The 17,838-nt window shown below is 69.2% G+C and carries 19 protein-coding genes; 14 read left to right on the top strand and 5 right to left on the bottom strand.

Features of this window, described 5'->3' with window-relative positions:
• Positions 1-111 precede the first annotated feature (111 nt).
• The gene (gene wrbA, locus NIE111_RS09605; RefSeq protein WP_372488296.1) at positions 112-720 is read left to right on the top strand and encodes an NAD(P)H:quinone oxidoreductase; all 609 of its coding nucleotides are present in this window, start codon (positions 112-114) and stop codon (positions 718-720) included.
• Positions 721-814: 94 nt separating this feature from the next.
• Here wrbA and NIE111_RS09600 read toward each other — a convergent pair whose 3' ends face one another.
• Complete coding sequence (locus NIE111_RS09600; protein ID WP_238684039.1) at positions 815-1,417, bottom strand: class I SAM-dependent methyltransferase; 603 nt, start codon at positions 1,415-1,417, stop codon at positions 815-817.
• Positions 1,418-1,470: 53 nt separating this feature from the next.
• Here NIE111_RS09600 and NIE111_RS09595 point away from each other — a divergent pair, with 53 nt between their 5' ends.
• The 4 genes from NIE111_RS09595 (at position 1,471) to NIE111_RS09580 (ending at position 4,171) form a co-directional block, all read left to right on the top strand.
• Positions 1,471-2,253 carry a hypothetical protein gene (locus NIE111_RS09595; RefSeq protein WP_238684038.1) on the top strand — a complete coding sequence of 261 codons (783 nt, stop codon included), beginning with the start codon at positions 1,471-1,473 and terminating at the stop codon, positions 2,251-2,253.
• Positions 2,254-2,329: 76 nt separating this feature from the next.
• The gene (locus NIE111_RS09590; RefSeq protein WP_238684037.1) at positions 2,330-3,166 is read left to right on the top strand and encodes an alpha/beta fold hydrolase; all 837 of its coding nucleotides are present in this window, start codon (positions 2,330-2,332) and stop codon (positions 3,164-3,166) included.
• Complete coding sequence (locus tag NIE111_RS09585) at positions 3,159-3,749, top strand: TetR/AcrR family transcriptional regulator (RefSeq protein WP_238684036.1); 591 nt, start codon at positions 3,159-3,161, stop codon at positions 3,747-3,749. The genes NIE111_RS09590 and NIE111_RS09585 overlap by 8 nt, the downstream gene beginning before the upstream one ends.
• Positions 3,750-3,919: 170 nt before the next feature.
• The gene (locus tag NIE111_RS09580) at positions 3,920-4,171 is read left to right on the top strand and encodes a hypothetical protein (protein WP_238684035.1); all 252 of its coding nucleotides are present in this window, start codon (positions 3,920-3,922) and stop codon (positions 4,169-4,171) included.
• Positions 4,172-4,308: 137 nt separating this feature from the next.
• On the opposite strand, the gene NIE111_RS09575 is transcribed toward NIE111_RS09580, so the two are convergent.
• Together NIE111_RS09575 and NIE111_RS09570 are read right to left on the bottom strand one after the other, a co-directional pair.
• A complete protein-coding gene (locus NIE111_RS09575) occupies positions 4,309-4,695 on the bottom strand; it encodes a hypothetical protein (protein ID WP_238684034.1) in 387 nt (128 codons plus the stop codon).
• Positions 4,696-4,706: 11 nt separating this feature from the next.
• On the bottom strand, positions 4,707-5,135 hold the full coding sequence (locus tag NIE111_RS09570) for a hypothetical protein (RefSeq protein WP_238684033.1): 429 nt from the start codon (positions 5,133-5,135) through the stop codon (positions 4,707-4,709).
• Positions 5,136-5,216: 81 nt separating this feature from the next.
• Between NIE111_RS09570 and NIE111_RS09565 the strand changes: the two genes are divergently transcribed.
• Together NIE111_RS09565 and NIE111_RS09560 are read left to right on the top strand one after the other, a co-directional pair.
• A complete protein-coding gene (locus NIE111_RS09565) occupies positions 5,217-5,834 on the top strand; it encodes a TetR/AcrR family transcriptional regulator (RefSeq protein ID WP_238684032.1) in 618 nt (205 codons plus the stop codon).
• Positions 5,835-5,957: 123 nt separating this feature from the next.
• Entirely contained in the window at positions 5,958-6,272 is a 315-nt protein-coding gene (locus NIE111_RS09560; protein ID WP_238684031.1) for a chorismate mutase, read from the top strand.
• 19 nt (positions 6,273-6,291) lie between these two features.
• Here NIE111_RS09560 and NIE111_RS09555 read toward each other — a convergent pair whose 3' ends face one another.
• Positions 6,292-7,134 (bottom strand): IclR family transcriptional regulator, encoded by an 843-nt coding sequence (locus NIE111_RS09555; RefSeq protein ID WP_238684030.1) that lies wholly within the window; start codon positions 7,132-7,134, stop codon positions 6,292-6,294.
• Between the two features lie 111 nt (positions 7,135-7,245).
• On the opposite strand from NIE111_RS09555, the gene NIE111_RS09550 reads away from it, so the two are divergent.
• From NIE111_RS09550 to NIE111_RS09520, 7 genes are all read left to right on the top strand, one after another.
• Positions 7,246-8,493 (top strand): ABC transporter substrate-binding protein, encoded by a 1,248-nt coding sequence (locus tag NIE111_RS09550; protein ID WP_238684029.1) that lies wholly within the window; start codon positions 7,246-7,248, stop codon positions 8,491-8,493.
• 76 nt (positions 8,494-8,569) lie between these two features.
• Complete coding sequence (locus NIE111_RS09545) at positions 8,570-9,517, top strand: carbohydrate ABC transporter permease (protein ID WP_238684028.1); 948 nt, start codon at positions 8,570-8,572, stop codon at positions 9,515-9,517.
• Complete coding sequence (locus tag NIE111_RS09540) at positions 9,514-10,344, top strand: carbohydrate ABC transporter permease (protein ID WP_238684027.1); 831 nt, start codon at positions 9,514-9,516, stop codon at positions 10,342-10,344. Before NIE111_RS09545 ends, NIE111_RS09540 begins: the two co-directional genes overlap by 4 nt.
• A gap of 8 nt (positions 10,345-10,352) precedes the next feature.
• Complete coding sequence (locus tag NIE111_RS09535) at positions 10,353-11,534, top strand: mandelate racemase/muconate lactonizing enzyme family protein (RefSeq protein ID WP_238684026.1); 1,182 nt, start codon at positions 10,353-10,355, stop codon at positions 11,532-11,534.
• On the top strand, positions 11,531-12,739 hold the full coding sequence (locus tag NIE111_RS09530; protein WP_238684025.1) for a fumarylacetoacetate hydrolase family protein: 1,209 nt from the start codon (positions 11,531-11,533) through the stop codon (positions 12,737-12,739). Before NIE111_RS09535 ends, NIE111_RS09530 begins: the two co-directional genes overlap by 4 nt.
• Positions 12,736-14,253 (top strand): aldehyde dehydrogenase family protein, encoded by a 1,518-nt coding sequence (locus tag NIE111_RS09525; protein WP_238684024.1) that lies wholly within the window; start codon positions 12,736-12,738, stop codon positions 14,251-14,253. The genes NIE111_RS09530 and NIE111_RS09525 overlap by 4 nt, the downstream gene beginning before the upstream one ends.
• Positions 14,254-14,604: 351 nt before the next feature.
• The gene (locus tag NIE111_RS09520) at positions 14,605-16,152 is read left to right on the top strand and encodes an alpha/beta hydrolase-fold protein (RefSeq protein WP_238684023.1); all 1,548 of its coding nucleotides are present in this window, start codon (positions 14,605-14,607) and stop codon (positions 16,150-16,152) included.
• Between the two features lie 110 nt (positions 16,153-16,262).
• On the opposite strand, the gene arfA is transcribed toward NIE111_RS09520, so the two are convergent.
• Positions 16,263-17,786 (bottom strand): arabinosylfuranosidase ArfA, encoded by a 1,524-nt coding sequence (gene arfA / locus NIE111_RS09515; RefSeq protein ID WP_238684022.1) that lies wholly within the window; start codon positions 17,784-17,786, stop codon positions 16,263-16,265.
• Positions 17,787-17,838 lie beyond the last annotated feature (52 nt).

Here is a 17,838-nt window from a genome sequence, read left to right as displayed (position 1 = left end):
GCTGCGTCACGCAGGTGGGCATGGTCAGGACGTTGGGGTGCCGCAGAGGCGGCTGCTACAGTCGAGATTGTTGCGGCCGCAAATTTATCAGCGGCAACTACTTTGGGAAGGATGCCTCCGATGACCAAGCTCTCCGTCATCTACTACTCGTCCACCGGAACCCTCCACGCCATGGCCAAGCGCCTCGCCGAGGCCGGCGAGAAGGCGGGCGCCGAGGTGCGGCTGCGTCAGGTTCCGGAGCTCGCCCCGGCCGAGGCCGTCGCCTCCAACGCCGCCTGGAGCCAGCACTTCGACGCCACGAAGAACGAGCCGAAGGCCACCGCCGACGACGTCGTCTGGGCGGACGCTGTGCTGTTCGGCACGCCCACCCGTTACGGCAACGTGGCCAGCCAGCTCAAGCAGTTCATCGACACCCTCGGCCCGCAGTGGGCGCAGGGCCTGCTCGCCGACAAGGTGTACGCGGGCTTCACCGCATCCATGACCGCGCACGGCGGTCAGGAGTCGACCCTTCTGGCGCTCTACAACACCGTTCACCACTTCGGTGGTCTGGTCGTCGCCCCGGGCTACACCGACCCGCTGAAGTTCGCCGACGGAAACCCGTACGGCGTCTCGCACGTCACCGGCGGAAGCAACGACGCCCCGCTGGGCGACGCCCAGTTCGCTGCCCTCGACCACATGGCCGAGCGGGTCGTCAAGATCGCCGGGAAGCTCAGCGCCTGATCGCGCTGGCGCTCTAACGGACGCCCGCGTCCACGCGGGTGCTCAGCCGGGCGAGGGCCGGTCTCCCACGAGGGGAGGCCGGCCCTCGGCGTCCTCACACCGCGATCGCCGCGACGGCGGCAAGCCGTCGATGCTCGTCGGTGCCGGGTCGCCGGAGGCGTTCGACCTCCTGGAAACCGGCCCGGCCGAGTCGTTCGGAGATCTCGTCGACCGGCCAGCGGTAGGCGGTCAGGACCTTGTGGTCGAAGGCGCCGACCTCCTCGGCGTCGAAGACGCCCAGGACCAACCGCCCGGCCGGGACCAGCACCCGCCGGAACTCCTTGAGCATGCCGTCGACCTCCGGCGGCGGGAGATGAATCAACGAGTACCAGGCCAGGATGCCGTCGATGGAGTCCTCGGCGGCGTCCAGGCGTTCCATCGAACCGATGTGAAACTCGACGCCCGGGTGGGACGCGCGCGCATGCGCGATGAACTCGGGGACCAGGTCGATTCCCGTTGCGTCGACGCCCAGCTCACAAAGGTAGGCGGTGAGGTGGCCGGGCCCGCACCCCAGATCGAGCACCCGGCCGGGTCGGCTGCCCAGATGTCGTCTGATGAGGGCGAGGTCGTCGGTGTCCACCTGCTGGCCCGTGCCGAACAGCTCGATGTAGAGCTCCGCGACGGACCCGTAAGCCTGCCGTACAGTGTCCGTTTCCATCGCGGCACTATATGGGGCACCAGACCTTGCTGAGGCGGCCTACCGTGATGGCCATGACGCGTCGAGCCACACTGGCCGGCATTTCTGCGGGCCTGCTCCTGCTGGGTTGCTCGGTTGGCGCGCCGACCGAGAACGCACCCAAGACTGAATCCGCCCCGATGTCGGCCGCCAGTGCTGATGCCACCACGACGGCTGAGGCGATCGGTCTGCTGCGTGGGGGCACGGCGTTCGTCAATCAGACGAGTTATCGCAGCGACGTCGACATCGCCAGCCAGATCACGACGCTGTCGCACACCGACAACGTCCACAAGCGTCTGAACGCCAAGATTTCGGCGCCGGGTGGGGTCATCGAGATCCGGATGATCGACGACGAGGTCTACATGAAGACCGGTCTACCCATGCCCGGTGTCGGCGACGGGTGGATGGCCCTCGACCCGGCCCGGATGCCGTCGGACTTCGGCCTGAGCTTCGCGCCGGGCAGGAACGACTCCGGCGGCTCGGGCCGCCTGATCGACGCCATCGTCACCGCACGAGCTGACGGCCCGCAGATCTCGGGGACACTCGACGCGACCCGGATTGGCGCCGGTAACGGGATCAGCTTCCGCCCCGGTCCCGGTGCCGTCTTCCCGGACAGCGCGCGCAGCCACGCGTTCCGGGCATCGCTGGACACCGAGGGTCGGCTGGTCAGCTTCCTGATGCCGGAGGCCAGCGGGCTGCCGAACGCGTCGCTGCGCTACAGCGACTTCGGTACGACAGTCACTGTCGCTCGGCCGGCTGGAGCGGTCGCCGCCCCCGACGCCCTCTATCCCCAGCTCGGCATGGGCGGAGGGAAGTAGCGGGGACCGGCGTTTGCCTTCTGAAGCTAACGCGGTTAGCCTTTAGCTAATCACGTTAGCTTCACTGGAGGACGTCATGACCGAATACCTGGACATTGCCGGCAACACCATCGCCTACGAGGTCACCGGGCAGGGCCCACTGGTCGTCCTGGCGCACGGCATGGGCGACACCCGGCACTCCTACCGCTTCCTCGCCCCGGCCCTGGCCGCGGCCGGATACCGGGTCGCCAACGTCGACATCCGTGGCTGCGGCGACTCCAGCCTCGGCTGGGACGGCTACAGCCGTACCGACATCGCCGGTGATCTCGTCGCGGTCGTGCGCCATCTCGGCGGGCCGGCCGTGATCATCGGCCAGTCGATCAGCGGGGGTGCCGCGACCATCGCCGCCGCCACCGCGCCCGAGCTGATCGTCGGCGCCATCGAGCTGGCGCCGTTCACCCGCGCACAGTCCTTCGACCTTGGCGGGCTGGTGCGGGTGAAGCGCTTCCGGGCCGGATTCACCCAACTGGCGCAGGTTCTCCTGCGGGGCAGCCTGGCGAACTGGCGTAGGTACCTCGACCTGGCGTACCCCACCAAGCCCGCCGACTGGCACAGCGAGCTGACGCGCATCGAGGCCACGATGAGTGAGCCCGGCCGGATGAAGGTCCTCCAGGCCATGGCCAAGAGCAGCCCGGACGACGCCGGTCGGCAACTGCCCAACGTCACCTGCCCGGTCCTGGTGATCCAGGGCAGCGCCGACCCGGACTGGGCCGACCCGCGGGCCGAGGGGGAGCGCATCCTCGCCGACCTGCCGCGAGGGCTCGGCGAGCTGGCTGTCATCGAGGGGGCGGGCCACTACCCGCACGCCCAGACGCCCGACGAGGTCCTCGCCCTGGCCCTGCCCTTCCTCGCCCGGACGCTGACCAATGCCTAAGGCCCGGCTCACCCCGGCATCGGTCACCGAGGCCGCGGCCGCGTTGGTCGACGAGGTCGGCTTCGACAACCTCAGCATGGGTCTGCTCGCCGAACGGCTCGGGGTCAAGACCCCCTCGCTCTACAAGCACGTCACCAGCCAGGCCGAGCTGGCGCACCGGATCGCCGTCCTGGCCATGACCGAGGCCGGCGATGCCATCCGCGACGGCATCCAGGGCCGGTCCGGCAGCGATGCCCTCGCCGCTGGCGCGCAGGCGATGCGGGCGTACGTGCGGGAACACCCGGGCCGATACGCAGCCGCCAACGCCACCCGCCCGACCGGCCCCGACGACCCGTTCATCCCGGCCAGCGAACGGGTGCTCGCCTCCTGGGCGGCCATGCTGAGCGGGTACGGCCTGGATCCCGGCCAGGAGATCCACGCCATGCGGACGCTGCGCAGCGTCCTGCACGGTTTCGCCACCCTGGAGGCGGCCGGTGGCTTCCAGATCGACGTGTCCGTCGACGAGAGCTTCACCTGGTTGATCAACTTCATCGATCAGGGCCTTCGCGCCGGCGCCGCCAGCGGCAGCGACGCCGCCCGCTGATCGCCTCGACCGGTACCGGTCGCCTGCGGTGCCTACCCCTGGCAGGGAGTGGCTGGGGCCGGCAGGGCTCGCAATACTTCGAGCCATGAACGCGAGAGGACAGCTCGGCGACTTCCTCCAGGCCCGGCGCTCCCAGCTGCGGCCGGAGGACACCGGCGTGCCGACGTACGGTGAGCGGCGCCGGGTTCGAAAGCGACTTCGCCTTCGTCGGTGACCACCAGGTCATCGCGACGCTGAACGGACCGAACACTGTGGTGGGCGTCGACGCGGCCGGCCGTTCCCGAACGTTGATGACCGCCGCCGACGGGTTGCAGAACCCGACCTCGGTGGCTGTGCGTGGCCGCACCGTCTACGTGCTCAGTGCCGCGTACAGCACCGGCATCGACCCCAACCTCGCGCTGGCCACCCTGCCGCTCCGCTGACCCGTCACTCCTTGGACGACCCCGTCAATCAGTGGGGTCCGCTCCCTCGATACTGAGCGCTCGGGTCGCCCGTCGCCGTCCGATGACGGCGACGGGCGACCCGACGCTTCCGTGCAGGCGGGGGAGAGGCGGATCGGTCACGGCGCGGGTCGGAAGTGCTGCTGCTCGCTCGACGAGCCGTCGGGCCTGCTCGGTCGACGACGGCCGAGGTGGAAGGCAGTTGCCGCGGCCAGCGCGGCCACGACGATGAGTGCGGCGAAGACCGGGTGCATGTCCTTGGACAGGCTCGGGGCGCGGTCGGGCCCGATGGCCCAGAGGATCAGCGGGACGGCGTAGGCGGTGGCGAGTGCTCCCGTCCAGCGGCGTAGTCCGTGTAGGTGGGCGTGCCGCAGGCTGACGGTCAGCGCAAGGACGACCGGGACGATGGCCAGCATGGCGAACTGGCCGACGACCAGGACCGGGACCGTCCAGATCGAGATGATGACGGTACGGTCGACGCGCCGGGAAGGCGAGATGGGGGGCATTGTCGTCTCCGTCATCGGGTCGGGTTGGTGGTCGCGGGACGCCACGCCAACCAGCCACGGCACAGCAGGTAGGCGGCCGCGACGACGGCGACGAGCCCGAAGTCGATGATGGCCGACAGGCGTGCCTCGGGGACGTCTCCGATCAGCGCGCCGAACACGACGAGCGCGGCCTTGCCGACGAGAACGATCTCCCAGACACCGGCCGCTTGTCGGGGCCTGACCGCGAGCAGGGCGAAGAGCGCGGCGAAGATGCCGAAGCTGGAGACTCGCCAGCCTTCGATGAACAGGCGATCGTCGCTGGCGTTGAGTGTCAGTAGTACGCCGTTGACGAACGCGACGCCGGTGGCGAGGGATGCGAGGGCCGCCAGCCCACGGCCGACGAGGTCCGCGCGGTGCGCGGGGCCGGCGGTGTCGATTTGGGTAGCGGTAGCGGTGGTCATGAGAGGCTCCATCCTTAGGTAACGCCTGTGAACTTACAGCCGTTAACTTACGCCCTCGCCTAACGCCTGTAAAGTCAGAGTGTGACCACACCGAGAACGCGGGCCCGCAACAAGCGCGGCGAAGGTGCCCAGCTGCGCGACGAGATCCTCGACGCCGCCATGGCGCTCCTGGAGGACGACCCGCCGCAGAACGTGACCCTGCGGGGGGTCGCCCGGCGGGCCGGCATCTCCGCACCGTCGATCTATCCGCACTTTCCGGACCTGGATTCGATCCTGCTCGCTGTCGCGCAACGCGCGTTCGGCATCCTCGAGCAGGAGTTGGGCGCACTGGATGACGCGGATCCGGTCGAGCGCCTGCGCGCGATCTGCGTGGCCTACCTGACCTTCGCCGAACGCCGGCCCCATCAGTACCGGGTGATGTTCGGTGCCGTCTGGGATGCGGGGCAGGCGCTTGAGCGGGCCCCGGCAATGGCGGACGAGCTCGCCGTGCTCGGCATGGGAGCCTTCGAGGTCTTCCGGCGTACGCTCGCCGACTGCGTCGCGGCGGAACGATCGACCAGCGCGGACCTCTTCGCCGACGCGACGGCCCTCTGGGTCGGGCTGCACGGATTCGCCCAGCTCCAGGTGGCGGCGCCGTTGTTCCCGTGGCCGCCGGGGCTGCTCGACTCCATCATCGACCGGATGGCGCTGCTGCGCTGAGTGAACGGCTCAGGCGTCCGCGAGCAGGAAGTCGACGGTGCCCGTGCCGCCCTGTCGAGCCGCCGAGGACGGGCGGGCGAACGGGTCGCCTGATCGTGTCGGCGTCGTGCGACGATTTCCGGCGTGGCAGAGACTGCGGCGACGTTGACCGAGATCCGTGCGCGGATCGACGAGTTGGATCGAGAACTGGTTGGGCTGCTCGCCAGGCGGGAGGCACTGGTCCGGCAGGCAGCCCCGCTCAAGAGCGATGCTCAGGCGGTCCGTGCGCCGGACCGGGTGGCGCAGGTGGTGGCCCGGGTCCGCACGGTGGCCAGCGAGGCCGGCGCCGACCCGGATCTGATCGAACAGATCTACCGGGCAATGATCCAGGCCTTCATCGATATGGAGACCGACGAGCACCACCGCGTCACCGGCGGGTCGGCGCCGACAACGCGGTGATCGCCCGGGACGTGCGCGCTCAGGTCGCGGAGCGGATCTCACCGTCCTGGCTCGCCAAGGCGGGCGGCGCGTAGCCGAGCTCGTACGAGATCTCGTTGGCGGTCTTTAGGAGCAGCGGAAGGTTGCTCTTGAGTTGGTCGAGGCTTGCGATGACCTCGATCGCCGTGATCGAGGCGGCGGCGATGACCTGTCCCCGAGAGTCCCTGATCGGCGCGGCCACGCACATCACGTACGCGTCGTGCTCGCCGTTGTCCACTGCCCAGCCGCAGTCGTGGATGCGGGCAAGTTCGGCCTCCAGGGCGCCGTGGTCGGTGAACGTGGTGTCGGTGAATTTCTCGAAGACGACGTGGGAGAGAAGGCGGTCGCGTTCCTGCCGGGGAAGGTAGGCCAGGATCGTCTTGCCCACAGCGCTTGCGTAGATGGACACCGCGCGTCCCACCCGCGAGGGCAGCTTGACGGCGTCGAACGCCGGGCTGTCCACCTTGTCGATATAGATGATCTCGTCGCCGGTCAGTTGCGCCAGGTGTACGGTGTGGCCGGTCGCGCGTTGCAGCGCCCGCAGGTGCGCGGCAGCGGGCTGGCGGAGGTCCATCGAGCCGAGCGCGAGCTCGGACAGCTCGATCAGGCCGCTGCCGAGCACATAGGTGCCCGCGCCGGTACGGCGGACGAAGCGCGCGGACTCCAGTGTCTGCAGGATGCGCAGGGCTGTGGACTTGTGGACGCCGAGCACGTCCGCAGCCTCCGTGAGGGACAGCGGGTGCTCCGCGGATCGACGGATGAGGTCGATCGCGCGGCGGATTGATTGCGCCAAGGCTGTGTCTCCCCTCGCGCGACGGGCAACGCCGTCGCTCTCATTGCACATTATGCAATATAGATGACGCTATGCGCAATCGCCACTTGACACCGTTGCACATGACGCTACGATCGTTGCAATTTAATCGGTTCGATGCCAACACGTAACAGTGGAGTAACGATGGGTAATAAGCGCGCTCATTTCGGCATCGCCAGGGCGACATGCGCCCTCGGCCTGGTCGCCACCCTCCTGACCGGTTGCGGCTCGGACGGCGACTCCGGCGACGGCGTCACCAAACTGACCTTCGCCGCCTCGACCTTCGGCGACCCGGGCCGCGGGCCCCTGTTGACGAAGTGGCTCGACGAGTTCAACCAGAGCCAGACCAAGGTCCAGGTGTCCGCCGCCGCGGTGCCGTACCCGACCTTCGGCCAGACCGTGCTCACGCAGATGGGCAGCGGCAAGGGCCCCGACCTGATTCGCTTCGACATGCCCGAGTTCGAGGCGGCCTCCGACGCCGGCCTCGTCGCGCCGCTGGACAAGATGATCGACGCCAGCAAGTACGACCTGCTCAAGCAGCCGGACCAGTTCATGGTCCACGACGGCGTCCGGCACGGCGTCATCTTCGAAGCGTCGAACTACGCGATGTTCTACAACGCGGACCTGATCCCGACGCCCCCGACCACCTACGAGCAGTTCGCCTCCACCGCGAAGTCGCTGACCAAGGGTGACGTCTTCGGCCTGGCGTTCCGCCAGACGGAGGCAGAGGAGGCCGGTGTCTGGCAGGACATCTTCAACTACGTCTACGGCTTCGGCGGGGCGTGGTCCGACGGGAAGAACCTGACGATCAACTCGCCCGAGAACCTCAAGGGTCTCCAGGCGTTCAAGGACCTGTACGACGCGAACGTGATCCCGCGCGGCGCGGACGCGGCGACGTTCCGGCGGATGTTCGCCGAGGGCAAGGTCGGGATGGAGCTCAACAACGGCGGCTACGTGACCGCCACCCGCGGCCAGAACGCCAAGCTGAACTTCACCGTCGCGCCCATCCCGTTCCCGGTCCGCAAGCAGGGCGCGATCCTCGCACCGATCGTCATCAACGAGGCGAGCGAGGGTAAGGACGAGGCCGGCACCTTCATCAAGTGGGCGCTGGAGCCGCAGAACCAGGTGAAGCTGCAGGAGATCCTCGGCGCGAGCAGCGTCGCCACCACCACGCAGCGCAGCGCGGAGGCGCTCAAGGCGACCCCGTTCCTCCCCGTCTTCGACGGGCTCACCGAGTCCAGCCTGCCGCAGATCGTGCTGGGGTTCGAGGCGAAGACGCCGGACATCCGCAAGGTGGTTGTGCAGAACGTGGTCGCGGCACTGCAGGGCAAGGCCGACCTCAAGTCGGCACTGGATCGCGCCCAGCAGCAGGCGACCGAACTGGTGCGCTGACCGCTCGACACGGCGACGCTGCCGGCGCGACGATCCGTGCGCCGGCAGCGTCCTTCCCCCAGAAGGACCGAACCCGATGACTGTGGTCGAGCAGACCGGAGCACCGAAGACAACACCCTCAGGCCGGCGTCGGCCCAGCCCGCTGGGCAGCAAGTGGACGCCCTACCTGTTCCTGGCACCCGCCGCCCTGTTCATCCTCGTCTTCCAGGCGGTGCCCCTCATTCAGGAGGTGTACCTCAGCTTCACCAGGACGAGGCTGCTCAATCCCACCCGCAGCGAGTGGGTCGGGCTCGACAACTACAACCGGATCTTCGGTGACCCCGAATTCCACCGCACCCTGCTGATCACCTGTGTCTACGTGATCACCTGTGTGGTCGTCGCGATCGGCGCCGGGCTCGCCGTCGCGCTCCTGCTCAACAAGAAGTTTCGCGGCCGGGGCGTGGCACGGGCGCTGGTGACCGTCCCCTGGGCCGCCCCGGGCATCGCGGTCGCGCTCATCGCCACCTGGATGCTCAACGCGCAGTACGGCATCGTGAACCGCTTCCTCGACGCGGTCGGGCTCGGCGTCCCGGGTGGGGCCATCCTGGACAGCTCGCGCTACGCGCTGCCGGCGGTGCTCGCCACGACCATCTGGCAGCTGTTCCCGTTCACCTCGGTGGTGCTGCTCTCCGCCCTGCAGTCCGTCCCGCAGGACCTCAACGAGGCCGCGACAGTGGACGGCGCCGGACGATGGGCCACCTTCCGGGCGGTCACCTGGCAGGTCATCAAGCCGACGGTGGGCCTGCTGGCCCTGCTGATGACGATCTGGTCGCTGCGGCGGTTCGAGCTGATCTGGCTGATGACCAAGGGCGGACCGGTCGGTGCCACCGAGACGCTCGTCATCGACCTCTACTCGCAGGCGTTCGACTCGAAGGAACTCGGATCGGCGGCGGCCATCGGAATGGTCGGCGTCGTCATCTCGCTCATCGTCATCATCGGCAGCCGCCTGGTCGCCCGTGCCGTGGAGAAGGGGGACGTCCGATGAGGCGCTTCCGATTCGGTGTCACCGCACGGATCGTCGCCGTGCTCGTCGTGCTGGGTGTCGCGGTGTTCCCGCTGTACTGGATGTTCGTCACCGCGCTAACCAGCAACAGCGACCTCTTCGCCGATCAGCCCCGGCTCACGCCCGACCTCGGTCAGTTCGGGGTCTTCGTGGACGCGCTCGCCGAGGGCAAGGCGGCCGGGTGGCTGCTCAACAGCCTGATCATCGCCGTCGGCACGATGGTTCTCTCCGTCGGCCTGGGCATCCCGCTCGGCTACGCACTGTCCCGGTTCTCGTTCTGGGGCAAGGCCGTGCTGACCGTTGTGCTGCTGTTCACGCAGATGCTTCCCGAGGCGCTCATGGTCGTCCCGCTGTTCGCGCTGTTCCGCCGCTTCGAACTGCTCGACTCGCTGACCGGCCTCGTCCTGGTGAACTCCGCCTTCGTCCTGCCGATCGTCGCGCTGATCCTCAAGGGCGCGATCGACGGAATCCCGAAGGAGCTGGAGGAGGCCGCGCGCGCCGACGGCGCCCGGCCCTTCACCACCCTGACCCGCATCAACGTGCCGCTCATCGCGCCGTCGATCGCGGCCACAGCGGTCATCGCCTTCTTCCACGCCTGGAACGAGTACGTGTTCGCGGTGACGTTCATCTTCAACCCCGACCTGCAACCCGCCTCCGTCGGCATCGCGAACTTCATCGGCGAACTGGGTACACCGATCCAGACGGTGATGGCTGTCGCCTTCCTGTTCACGTTGCCCGCCGTCGCCTTCTACCTGTTGGTGCAGAAGTACGTGGTGTCCGGCATGACCGCCGGTGCGGTGAAGGGTTGAGCCGAAAGATGAAGATCGTCTCTGTCGACACACTGGTCGTCGACTTCTACCGTACGAACCTCGTCATCGTGCGGGTCCACACCGACGAGGGGATCGTCGGGCTCGGTGAGGCCACCCTGGAGGGCAAGGAACGTGCCGTCCAGGGGGCCATCGCCGAGCTGGCCGAGGCGGTGGTGGGCCTGGATCCCACAAGCATCTCGAAGATCCTCTACGAGACCGCGCGGGACTGGTACTGGCGCGGCGGTCCGGTGATCATGACGGCGTTGAGCTCGCTGGAGATGGCCCTCTGGGACATCTCGGCGCGCGAGCTTGGCGTACCGGTCTCCCGGCTTCTCGGCGGCGCGACCCGCGACCGGGTCCGCGCGTACGCCAATGGTTGGTTCTCCGGTGCCGTCACGCCGGAGGACTACGCGGCCGCCGCGCGTCGGACGGTGGAGTCGGGCTTCCGGGGCCTCAAGTGGGACCCGTTCGAGAACTACGACCTGACCATCACCACCGCGCAGTTGGACCGGGTGCTGGCCCAGATCGACGCCGTCCGTCAGGCGGTGGGCCGCGAGGTGGAGCTGTTCGTCGAGGGGCACGGCCGATTCGACGTCCGCCACGCCATCAAGGTCGCCACCGAGATCGCCCAGTTCGACCCGGTGTGGTTCGAGGAGCCCTGCCCACCGGACAACCTCGATGCGCTCGTCGACATCCGTCGCGCGTCGCCGGTGCCGATCGCGGCGGGGGAGCGGTGGTACGGGCGGCAGGGCTTCGCGCCGGCGCTGGCCCGCCAGGCGGTCGACTTCGTCCAGCCCGACGTGACGCACGCCGGCGGGATCGCCGAGTTGGCCTTCATCTCCACGCTTGCCGCGACCAGCTACGTGGGCTTCGCGCCGCACAACCCGAGTGGTCCAATCAGCACCGCCGCGACGCTGCAACTCGGGGCGACGTTGCCCAACTTCCGGTACCTGGAGATCATGGCGACCGACGTGCCCTGGCGTCCCGAGATCACCAACGAGCGGCTGGTGCTGACCGACGACGGCGACATCCTCGTCCCGACCGGGATCGGCCTGGGCATCGAGGTGGATCTCACCGCCATCGAGCAGCATCCGTTCACACCGCATCCGCTGCGGATGTTCCAGGACGCCGTCTTCGACATCCGTCCCCGCGACGAGCGGTCCTTCTTCAACCTGGAGAGCGACTCATGACGTTGCCACGGCCCCGGGGGTCGGTCGCGGCCGCGGACTGGGTCGGCACCGCCGCCGAGGCGTTGCCGGACGATGCCGACAGCGTCCTCATCGGCCGGATCTGGGACCCGTCCGGCGGCGGCCCCTCACCGGTGACCGTCCGCGACGGCGAGGTCATCGACCTCAGTCACCGGTTCCCGACCGTCCGCGACATCTGCGAGCTGCCCGATCCCGCCGCGACGGTGGTTGGGCTCGACGGGCCGAGGGTGGGCGACTTCGGGGAGATACTGGCCAACACGGGGGCCGCTACCCGGGACCGTGGCCGGCCCTGGTTGCTCGCCCCGGTCGACCTCCAGGCGCTCAAGGCCGCTGGCGTGACGTTCCCGATCTCCATGATCGAGCGGGTGATCGAGGAACGGGCGCGGGGAGACCTGGCGCTGGCGGCGGACATCCGGCACCGCATGCTCGCCGACGTCGGTGTCGACCTGCACAACCTGGAGGCGGGCTCGCCGGAGGCGGATCGGCTCAAGAGCATGCTGGTCGCCGAGGGCATGTGGAGCCAGTACCTGGAGGTGGGCATCGGCCCGGACGCCGAGATCTTCACCAAGGGACAGATCCTCTCCGCGGTCGGCACCGCCGTTCCGGTCGGCGTGCTCGCCGCGTCGACCTGGAACAATCCGGAGCCCGAGGTCACGCTCATCGTCCAGTCCAGTGGCCGGATCGTCGGCGCCACCCTCGGCAACGACGTGAACCTGCGCGACATCGAGGGCCGCTCGGCGCTCCTTCTTCCCCTGGCGAAGGACAACAACGCCTCCTGCGCCCTCGGCCCCCTGATCCGGCTCTTCGACGACCGGTTCGGCATGAACCGGGTCCGCGAACTCGAGGTGCGCCTGGAGGTTCTCGGCGAGGACGACTTCCACCTGGAGGCGGTCTCGGAGATGACCCAGATGTCGCGCGATCCTGAGGAGCTGGTCCGGCAGCTGATCGGGCCGCACCACCACTATCCCGACGGGGCCGCGCTGATGCTCGGCACCATGTTCGCGCCCATCCAGGACCGGGACCGCCCCGGTGAGGGCTTCACCCACAAGGTCGACGACGTGGTACGGATCAGCTGCCCGGCGCTCGGCACCCTGGTCAACCGGGTGCGGCACGCGGAGGAGTGCGAGCCCTGGCACTTCGGCGTCCGCGATCTCATGGGCAATCTGGTAAGGAGAGGACTGCTGTGAACGTGGTCAGCACTGTCGATCCGCGCGACGGTCAGCGTCGTGCGACGGAGCTCACCGAGACCGACGAGTCTCGACTGGAGGTGATCGCCGGTCAGACGGCCCCGGCGGCGCAATGGCTGGCCGCGCGCGGGAGGCTCGGCCGCGCGGAGCTGCTGGACGCGATCGCCGCGTCGCTGGAGTCCCGTCGGGTGGATCTGGTCGCTGCCGCCGAGGCGGAGACCGGGCTGGGCCACGCGCGACTCGACGGGGAACTCACCCGGGCGGCGCTCCAGTTCCGGATGTTCGGCGAGGTGCTGCGCGACGGAGCGTACGTCGAGGCCACCATCGACCACGCCGCCGACACACCGCTCGGCCGTGGACCGGACCTGCGGCGGATGCTGGTACCCCTCGGGCCGGTGGCGGTCTTCGGGGCCAGCAACTTCCCGTTCGCCTTCTCGGTCGCCGGCGGTGACACGGCCGCGGCGCTCGCCGCCGGGTGTCCGACGATCCTGAAGGCCCACCCGTCGCACCCGCTGACCTCGCACGCCTCCGCCGCCGCGATCGAGTCGGCAGTCCGCGACCTCGGCGGGCCCGAGGGTGTCGTCGCGACCGTGTACGGGGAGCAGGCCGGTCGCGCGCTGGTGCGCCACCCGACGATCCGTGCGGCCGCCCTGACCGGCTCGGTCAACGCCGCCCGCGCCATCCAGGCGGCCATCGACGAGCGGCCCGACCCCATTCCCCTGTACGCCGAACTGAGCAGTGTGAACCCGATCGTCGTCCTGCCCGACGCGGCCGCCGCCCGAGCAGACCAGATCGCCGAGGGACTGTTCGGCTCCTTCACGAACTCGGGCGGTCAGTTGTGCACCAAGCCCGGCCTGGCGTTCGTTCCGTCGGATCCGTGTGGTGACGGCCTGGTCGACGCGCTGCGGACCAGAGTCGACGCGTCGGGTGGCACGGTCCTGCTCAACGAGCGCATCCGGGACGCGTACGAGAACCGGTCCACGGAGTTCGAGCGGGCCGGCGCCCGGGTGTCGGCGCGGCCCACTGTCGAACCCGGTGCGGGCTTCACAGTGGCACCGACCCTCCTGGAGGTCGGCCTCGCCGGCCTGACCGCCGAGATCGCCGACGAGTGCTTCGGCCCGCTCCTGATCGTGGTCCGCTACGACGACGCCGCTGACCTCGACGCCGCGCTGGCCTCCGTCCCGCCGTCGCTGACCGGCTCGCTCCACAGCGGACCGGGCGACGACGCCGAGGTCGTACGCCGACTGGTCGACGTGCTCGCCGCCCGCGCGGGTCGCATCGTCTTCGACGGCTACCCCACCGGTGTCCGGGTGTCGTGGGCCCAGCACCACGGTGGCCCGTGGCCGTCGACAAACGCCGTGCACACGTCGGTGGGCGCCACGTCGATCCGACGGTTCCTCCGCCCGCTGGCGTGGCAGGACGCCCCGGCCTGGGTCCTCCCCGAGGAGTTGCGCGACGAGTACACCACCATTTCCCGGCGAGTCGACGGAAGGTTGCAGCCAGCGGTCCAATGACCGCGTCCGCCAGTCTCTACCGGGCGCGTTTCCGGGCCACCTGTGACTGGCGCGCGAATTTCTCGACGACATCGACCGGACAGAGAATTCGCGCGCCAGTCGTCCTGGTGCCGATGACGCGCGCCCGAATTGTTTGGACGCGATTCTCCGCTCCGATTTCCGTCTTGACCGTCAATGCAATTCATGGTTGTGTTTTCGACAGGGAACGATGTTAGCGCTCGCAATAGCTGCATCGCTCGTTACTGGTATCCCTTCACCTCACCATCGAATGGTCGGTCGGCCGCTCGGTGCGGTCTGACCACACGCCGAAGAGGGAGCAGGACCATGCCCGTCGCACCTCCCCGTCCCCTGATGCCGGCACCGACACGCCGGCTGATGCTCGCGCTGCTCGCCGCCGTCACAGTGACGGCCGGAACGCTCGCCGCCCCGGCGGCCTCGGCGGCACCGCCCGCGCCGCTGGGCCCGACCGTCACCCGCACCGACAAGCCCCCGACCGGGTACACAGTCACCTTCCGGTACCGGGCGCCCGAGGACGTTCAGCAGGTCCACGTCTACGGCGACTGGTTCTACTCCCGACCGGAGAACATCGCCTGCCAGGACTGCGGCGACGCGCGGCCGCCCGCCGAGTGGCAACCCGGCGACGTCGCGGCCACCCCGTGGCACATCCAGGCCATGCGGAAGGGCCCCGACGGGGTCTGGACCTTCACCACCCCGCTGCCGGCGGGCACGTTCCGGTACGCGTTCACCCACGACTGCGCCAACGAGCTCGCCACCGGCTGTGCCCTGCACGACGACCCCGCCAACCGGTGGCAGATCCAGCCGCAGTACCCGGGAGCTCCCGGCGCGGTACGCAGCACGATCTACGTCCCGGCCAGTCGGAAGTTCCCGACGTACGACACCGGTTACCAGGCGCCGGTCGCCAGGGTCGGCCGGCTGGAGTCCCGGCGGTACACCTCGCCGCTGTCGACAAACCCGGCGGGAGTCCACGACATCGTCGTCTACCTGCCGCACGGCTACGACCCCAACCGCGTCACGCCGTACCCGACGCTCTACCTGAGCCACGGCAGCGGCGACCACTCGACGGCCTGGACGATGCAGGGCGTGGCCCACCTCATCCTGGAGAACGCGATCAAGGACCGTGCGGCGCAGCCCATGGTGATCGTGTCCACCGACTTCAACGGCCTCCCCGGTGGCAACGAGGGCTACGTCAACGAACTACGCAACAACATCTTCCCGTTCGTCGAGCAGAACTACCGCGTCTCGACCCGGGCTCAGGACCGCGCGTTCGCCGGCTTCTCCGCCGGCGGCAGCCGGGCGTACACCATCATGTACAACCACACCGACCTGTTCGGCTACCACGCGGCCTGGAGCGCGGGTGGCCCGGCAGCCACCCAGGCCCAGGTCGACAGCATGAAGGCGGTGGCCGGCGGCATCATGATCGGCACCGGGCTCCAGGACCGGCTGGGCAACATCGCCGAGAACTCGCAGCGTAACGCCGCCGCCCTGCTGGCCGCCGGTGTCGAGCTGGACGAGTACAACGTGCCGGGCGTGCACACCTGGCACGTGTGGCGTCCGCTGCTGAACCACTACCTGCGCACCCTGACGTTCCGGGCCACCACCACCGATCTCGACGTCGCCACGTCACCGGCGGGCCTGTCGCACCACACGAGGGTCACCGCCACCGCGACGGTCGGCACGGTCAGCACCAGCACGTCGACACCCTCCGGCACGGTCGACTTCTCCGCGGGTGACACGCACCTGGGGTCGGCCCCGGTGCACCACGGCGTCGCCCGGCTGAAGAAGACCGTCAATGGTGCGCTGAGCGCGCCGGTGGTCGCCCGCTACCAGGGCGACAAGCTCTTCAACGACTCCCACAGCTCCCCGGTCGACGCCCGGTAACGACAGGCTGGACCCCGTACTCCCTGTGGTGGGGAAGCCCCCGGCCGCGCACCCCTGGTGATTGCCAGGGGTGCGCGGCCGGGGCACGTCCGGGACTGCTCGTCAGCCGATCACGGGGTCGTGTCTGTGGCGCGCAGGCGCAACATGGACCAGGACGCGGGCGGAAGAGTCAGCTGGACGCTGGCGTCGGCGCCGCGTGCCGTCTCGTTGGGGCGCGGCGCGGCGTGGTCCGGACCGTCGGCGGTGTTCTTGGCCTGCAGGTCCGTGCCGCCGACGCTGACGCACTCGATGATGTCGCCGACCTGGGCGCCGGCGACGTCGATGGTCACCTCGGCCGGGGTGTCGAGGGCGCGGTTGACGAGGAAGACGGTCATCTCCCCGGTGGTGTCGTCCCAGGTGGAGACCGCGTCGACCGCGTCGATCTCGCCGTAGCGGTCGGTGGTCGTCATGCTGCCCTCGCGCAGCACGTCCAACACGGTGCCCTGGGCGTGCCGGGCGGTGCGGGCGAAGGGGTGGAAGATGGTCTGCCGCCAGGCCGAGCCGCCCGTCTCGGTCATGATCGGTGCGATGACGTTTACCAGTTGGGCCTGGCAGGCAGCGCTCACCCGGTCGCTGTGCCGCAGCAGGCTGATGAGCAGGCCGCCGACGACTACCGCGTCGGCCACGCTGTAGTGGTCCTCCAGCAGGGGTGGCGCGACCGGCCAGTCCTCGCCACTCGGGGGCGTGGACGGGGCGGCGGACTGGTACCAGACGTTCCACTCGTCGAACGCGATCATGATCTTCTTGGTCGACCGGCGGATCGCTCCGACCGAGTCGGCGATGGCGGTGACGGCGTCGATGTACCTGTCCATGTCCTCGGCCGAGGCGAGGAAGCTGGCCAGGTCGTCGTCGACCGGCTGGTAGTAGGCGTGCAGCGAGATCAGGTCCACGTCGTCGTACGCCTCGGTCAGCACGTCGCGCTCCCAGCTGCCGAAGGTCGGCATACCGAGGTGTGAGGAGCCGCAGGCGACGAGTTCGAGATCGGGGTCGAAGCGGCGCATGGCCTTCGCGGTCTGCGCCGCTAGTCGCCCGTACTCGGTCGCGCTGCGCTGACCCACCTGCCACGGGCCGTCCATCTCGTTGCCCAGGCACCACAGCTTGATCCCGTACGGATCGACGGCGCCGTTGTCGCGGCGCTGGTCGGCGAGGTGGCTCCCACCGTGGTGATTGGCGTACTCGAGCAGGTCGACGGCCTCGGCGGTGCCACGGGTGCCCAGGTTGACCGCCATGATCGGATCGACGCCGGCCTTGCCGACCCAGCGCATGAACTCGTCGAGCCCGAACGCGTTGGTCTCCAGGCTGTGCCAGGCGAGGTCGAGCCTCGCCGGCCGTTTGTCGACCGGGCCGACGCCGTCCTCCCAGCGGTAGGACGAGACGAAGTTGCCGCCCGGGTAGCGCACCGTGGTGACGCCCAACTCACGCACCAGCGCGAGGACGTCGCCCCGGAAGCCGTCGGCGTCGGCCGTCGGGTGCCCCGGCTCGTAGATTCCGTTGTAGACGCAGCGACCCAGGTGCTCGACGAACGAGCCGAAGAGCCGCCGCGGCACCGGCGCGACGCGTCGGCGAGGGTCCAGGGTCAGACGGGCCGTGTGCACGCCGTTCTCCGGCGCGCTGTCGGGGTGGGTGTTCAGGGCTGGCTCCCTTCGT

Source organism: Micromonospora hortensis, assembly GCF_022230935.1.
In the GTDB taxonomy this organism is placed as follows: domain Bacteria; phylum Actinomycetota; class Actinomycetes; order Mycobacteriales; family Micromonosporaceae; genus Micromonospora; species Micromonospora hortensis.
Note: the sequence above shows the minus strand (reverse complement) of the source record. Positions and strands in the feature narration are given on the sequence as shown.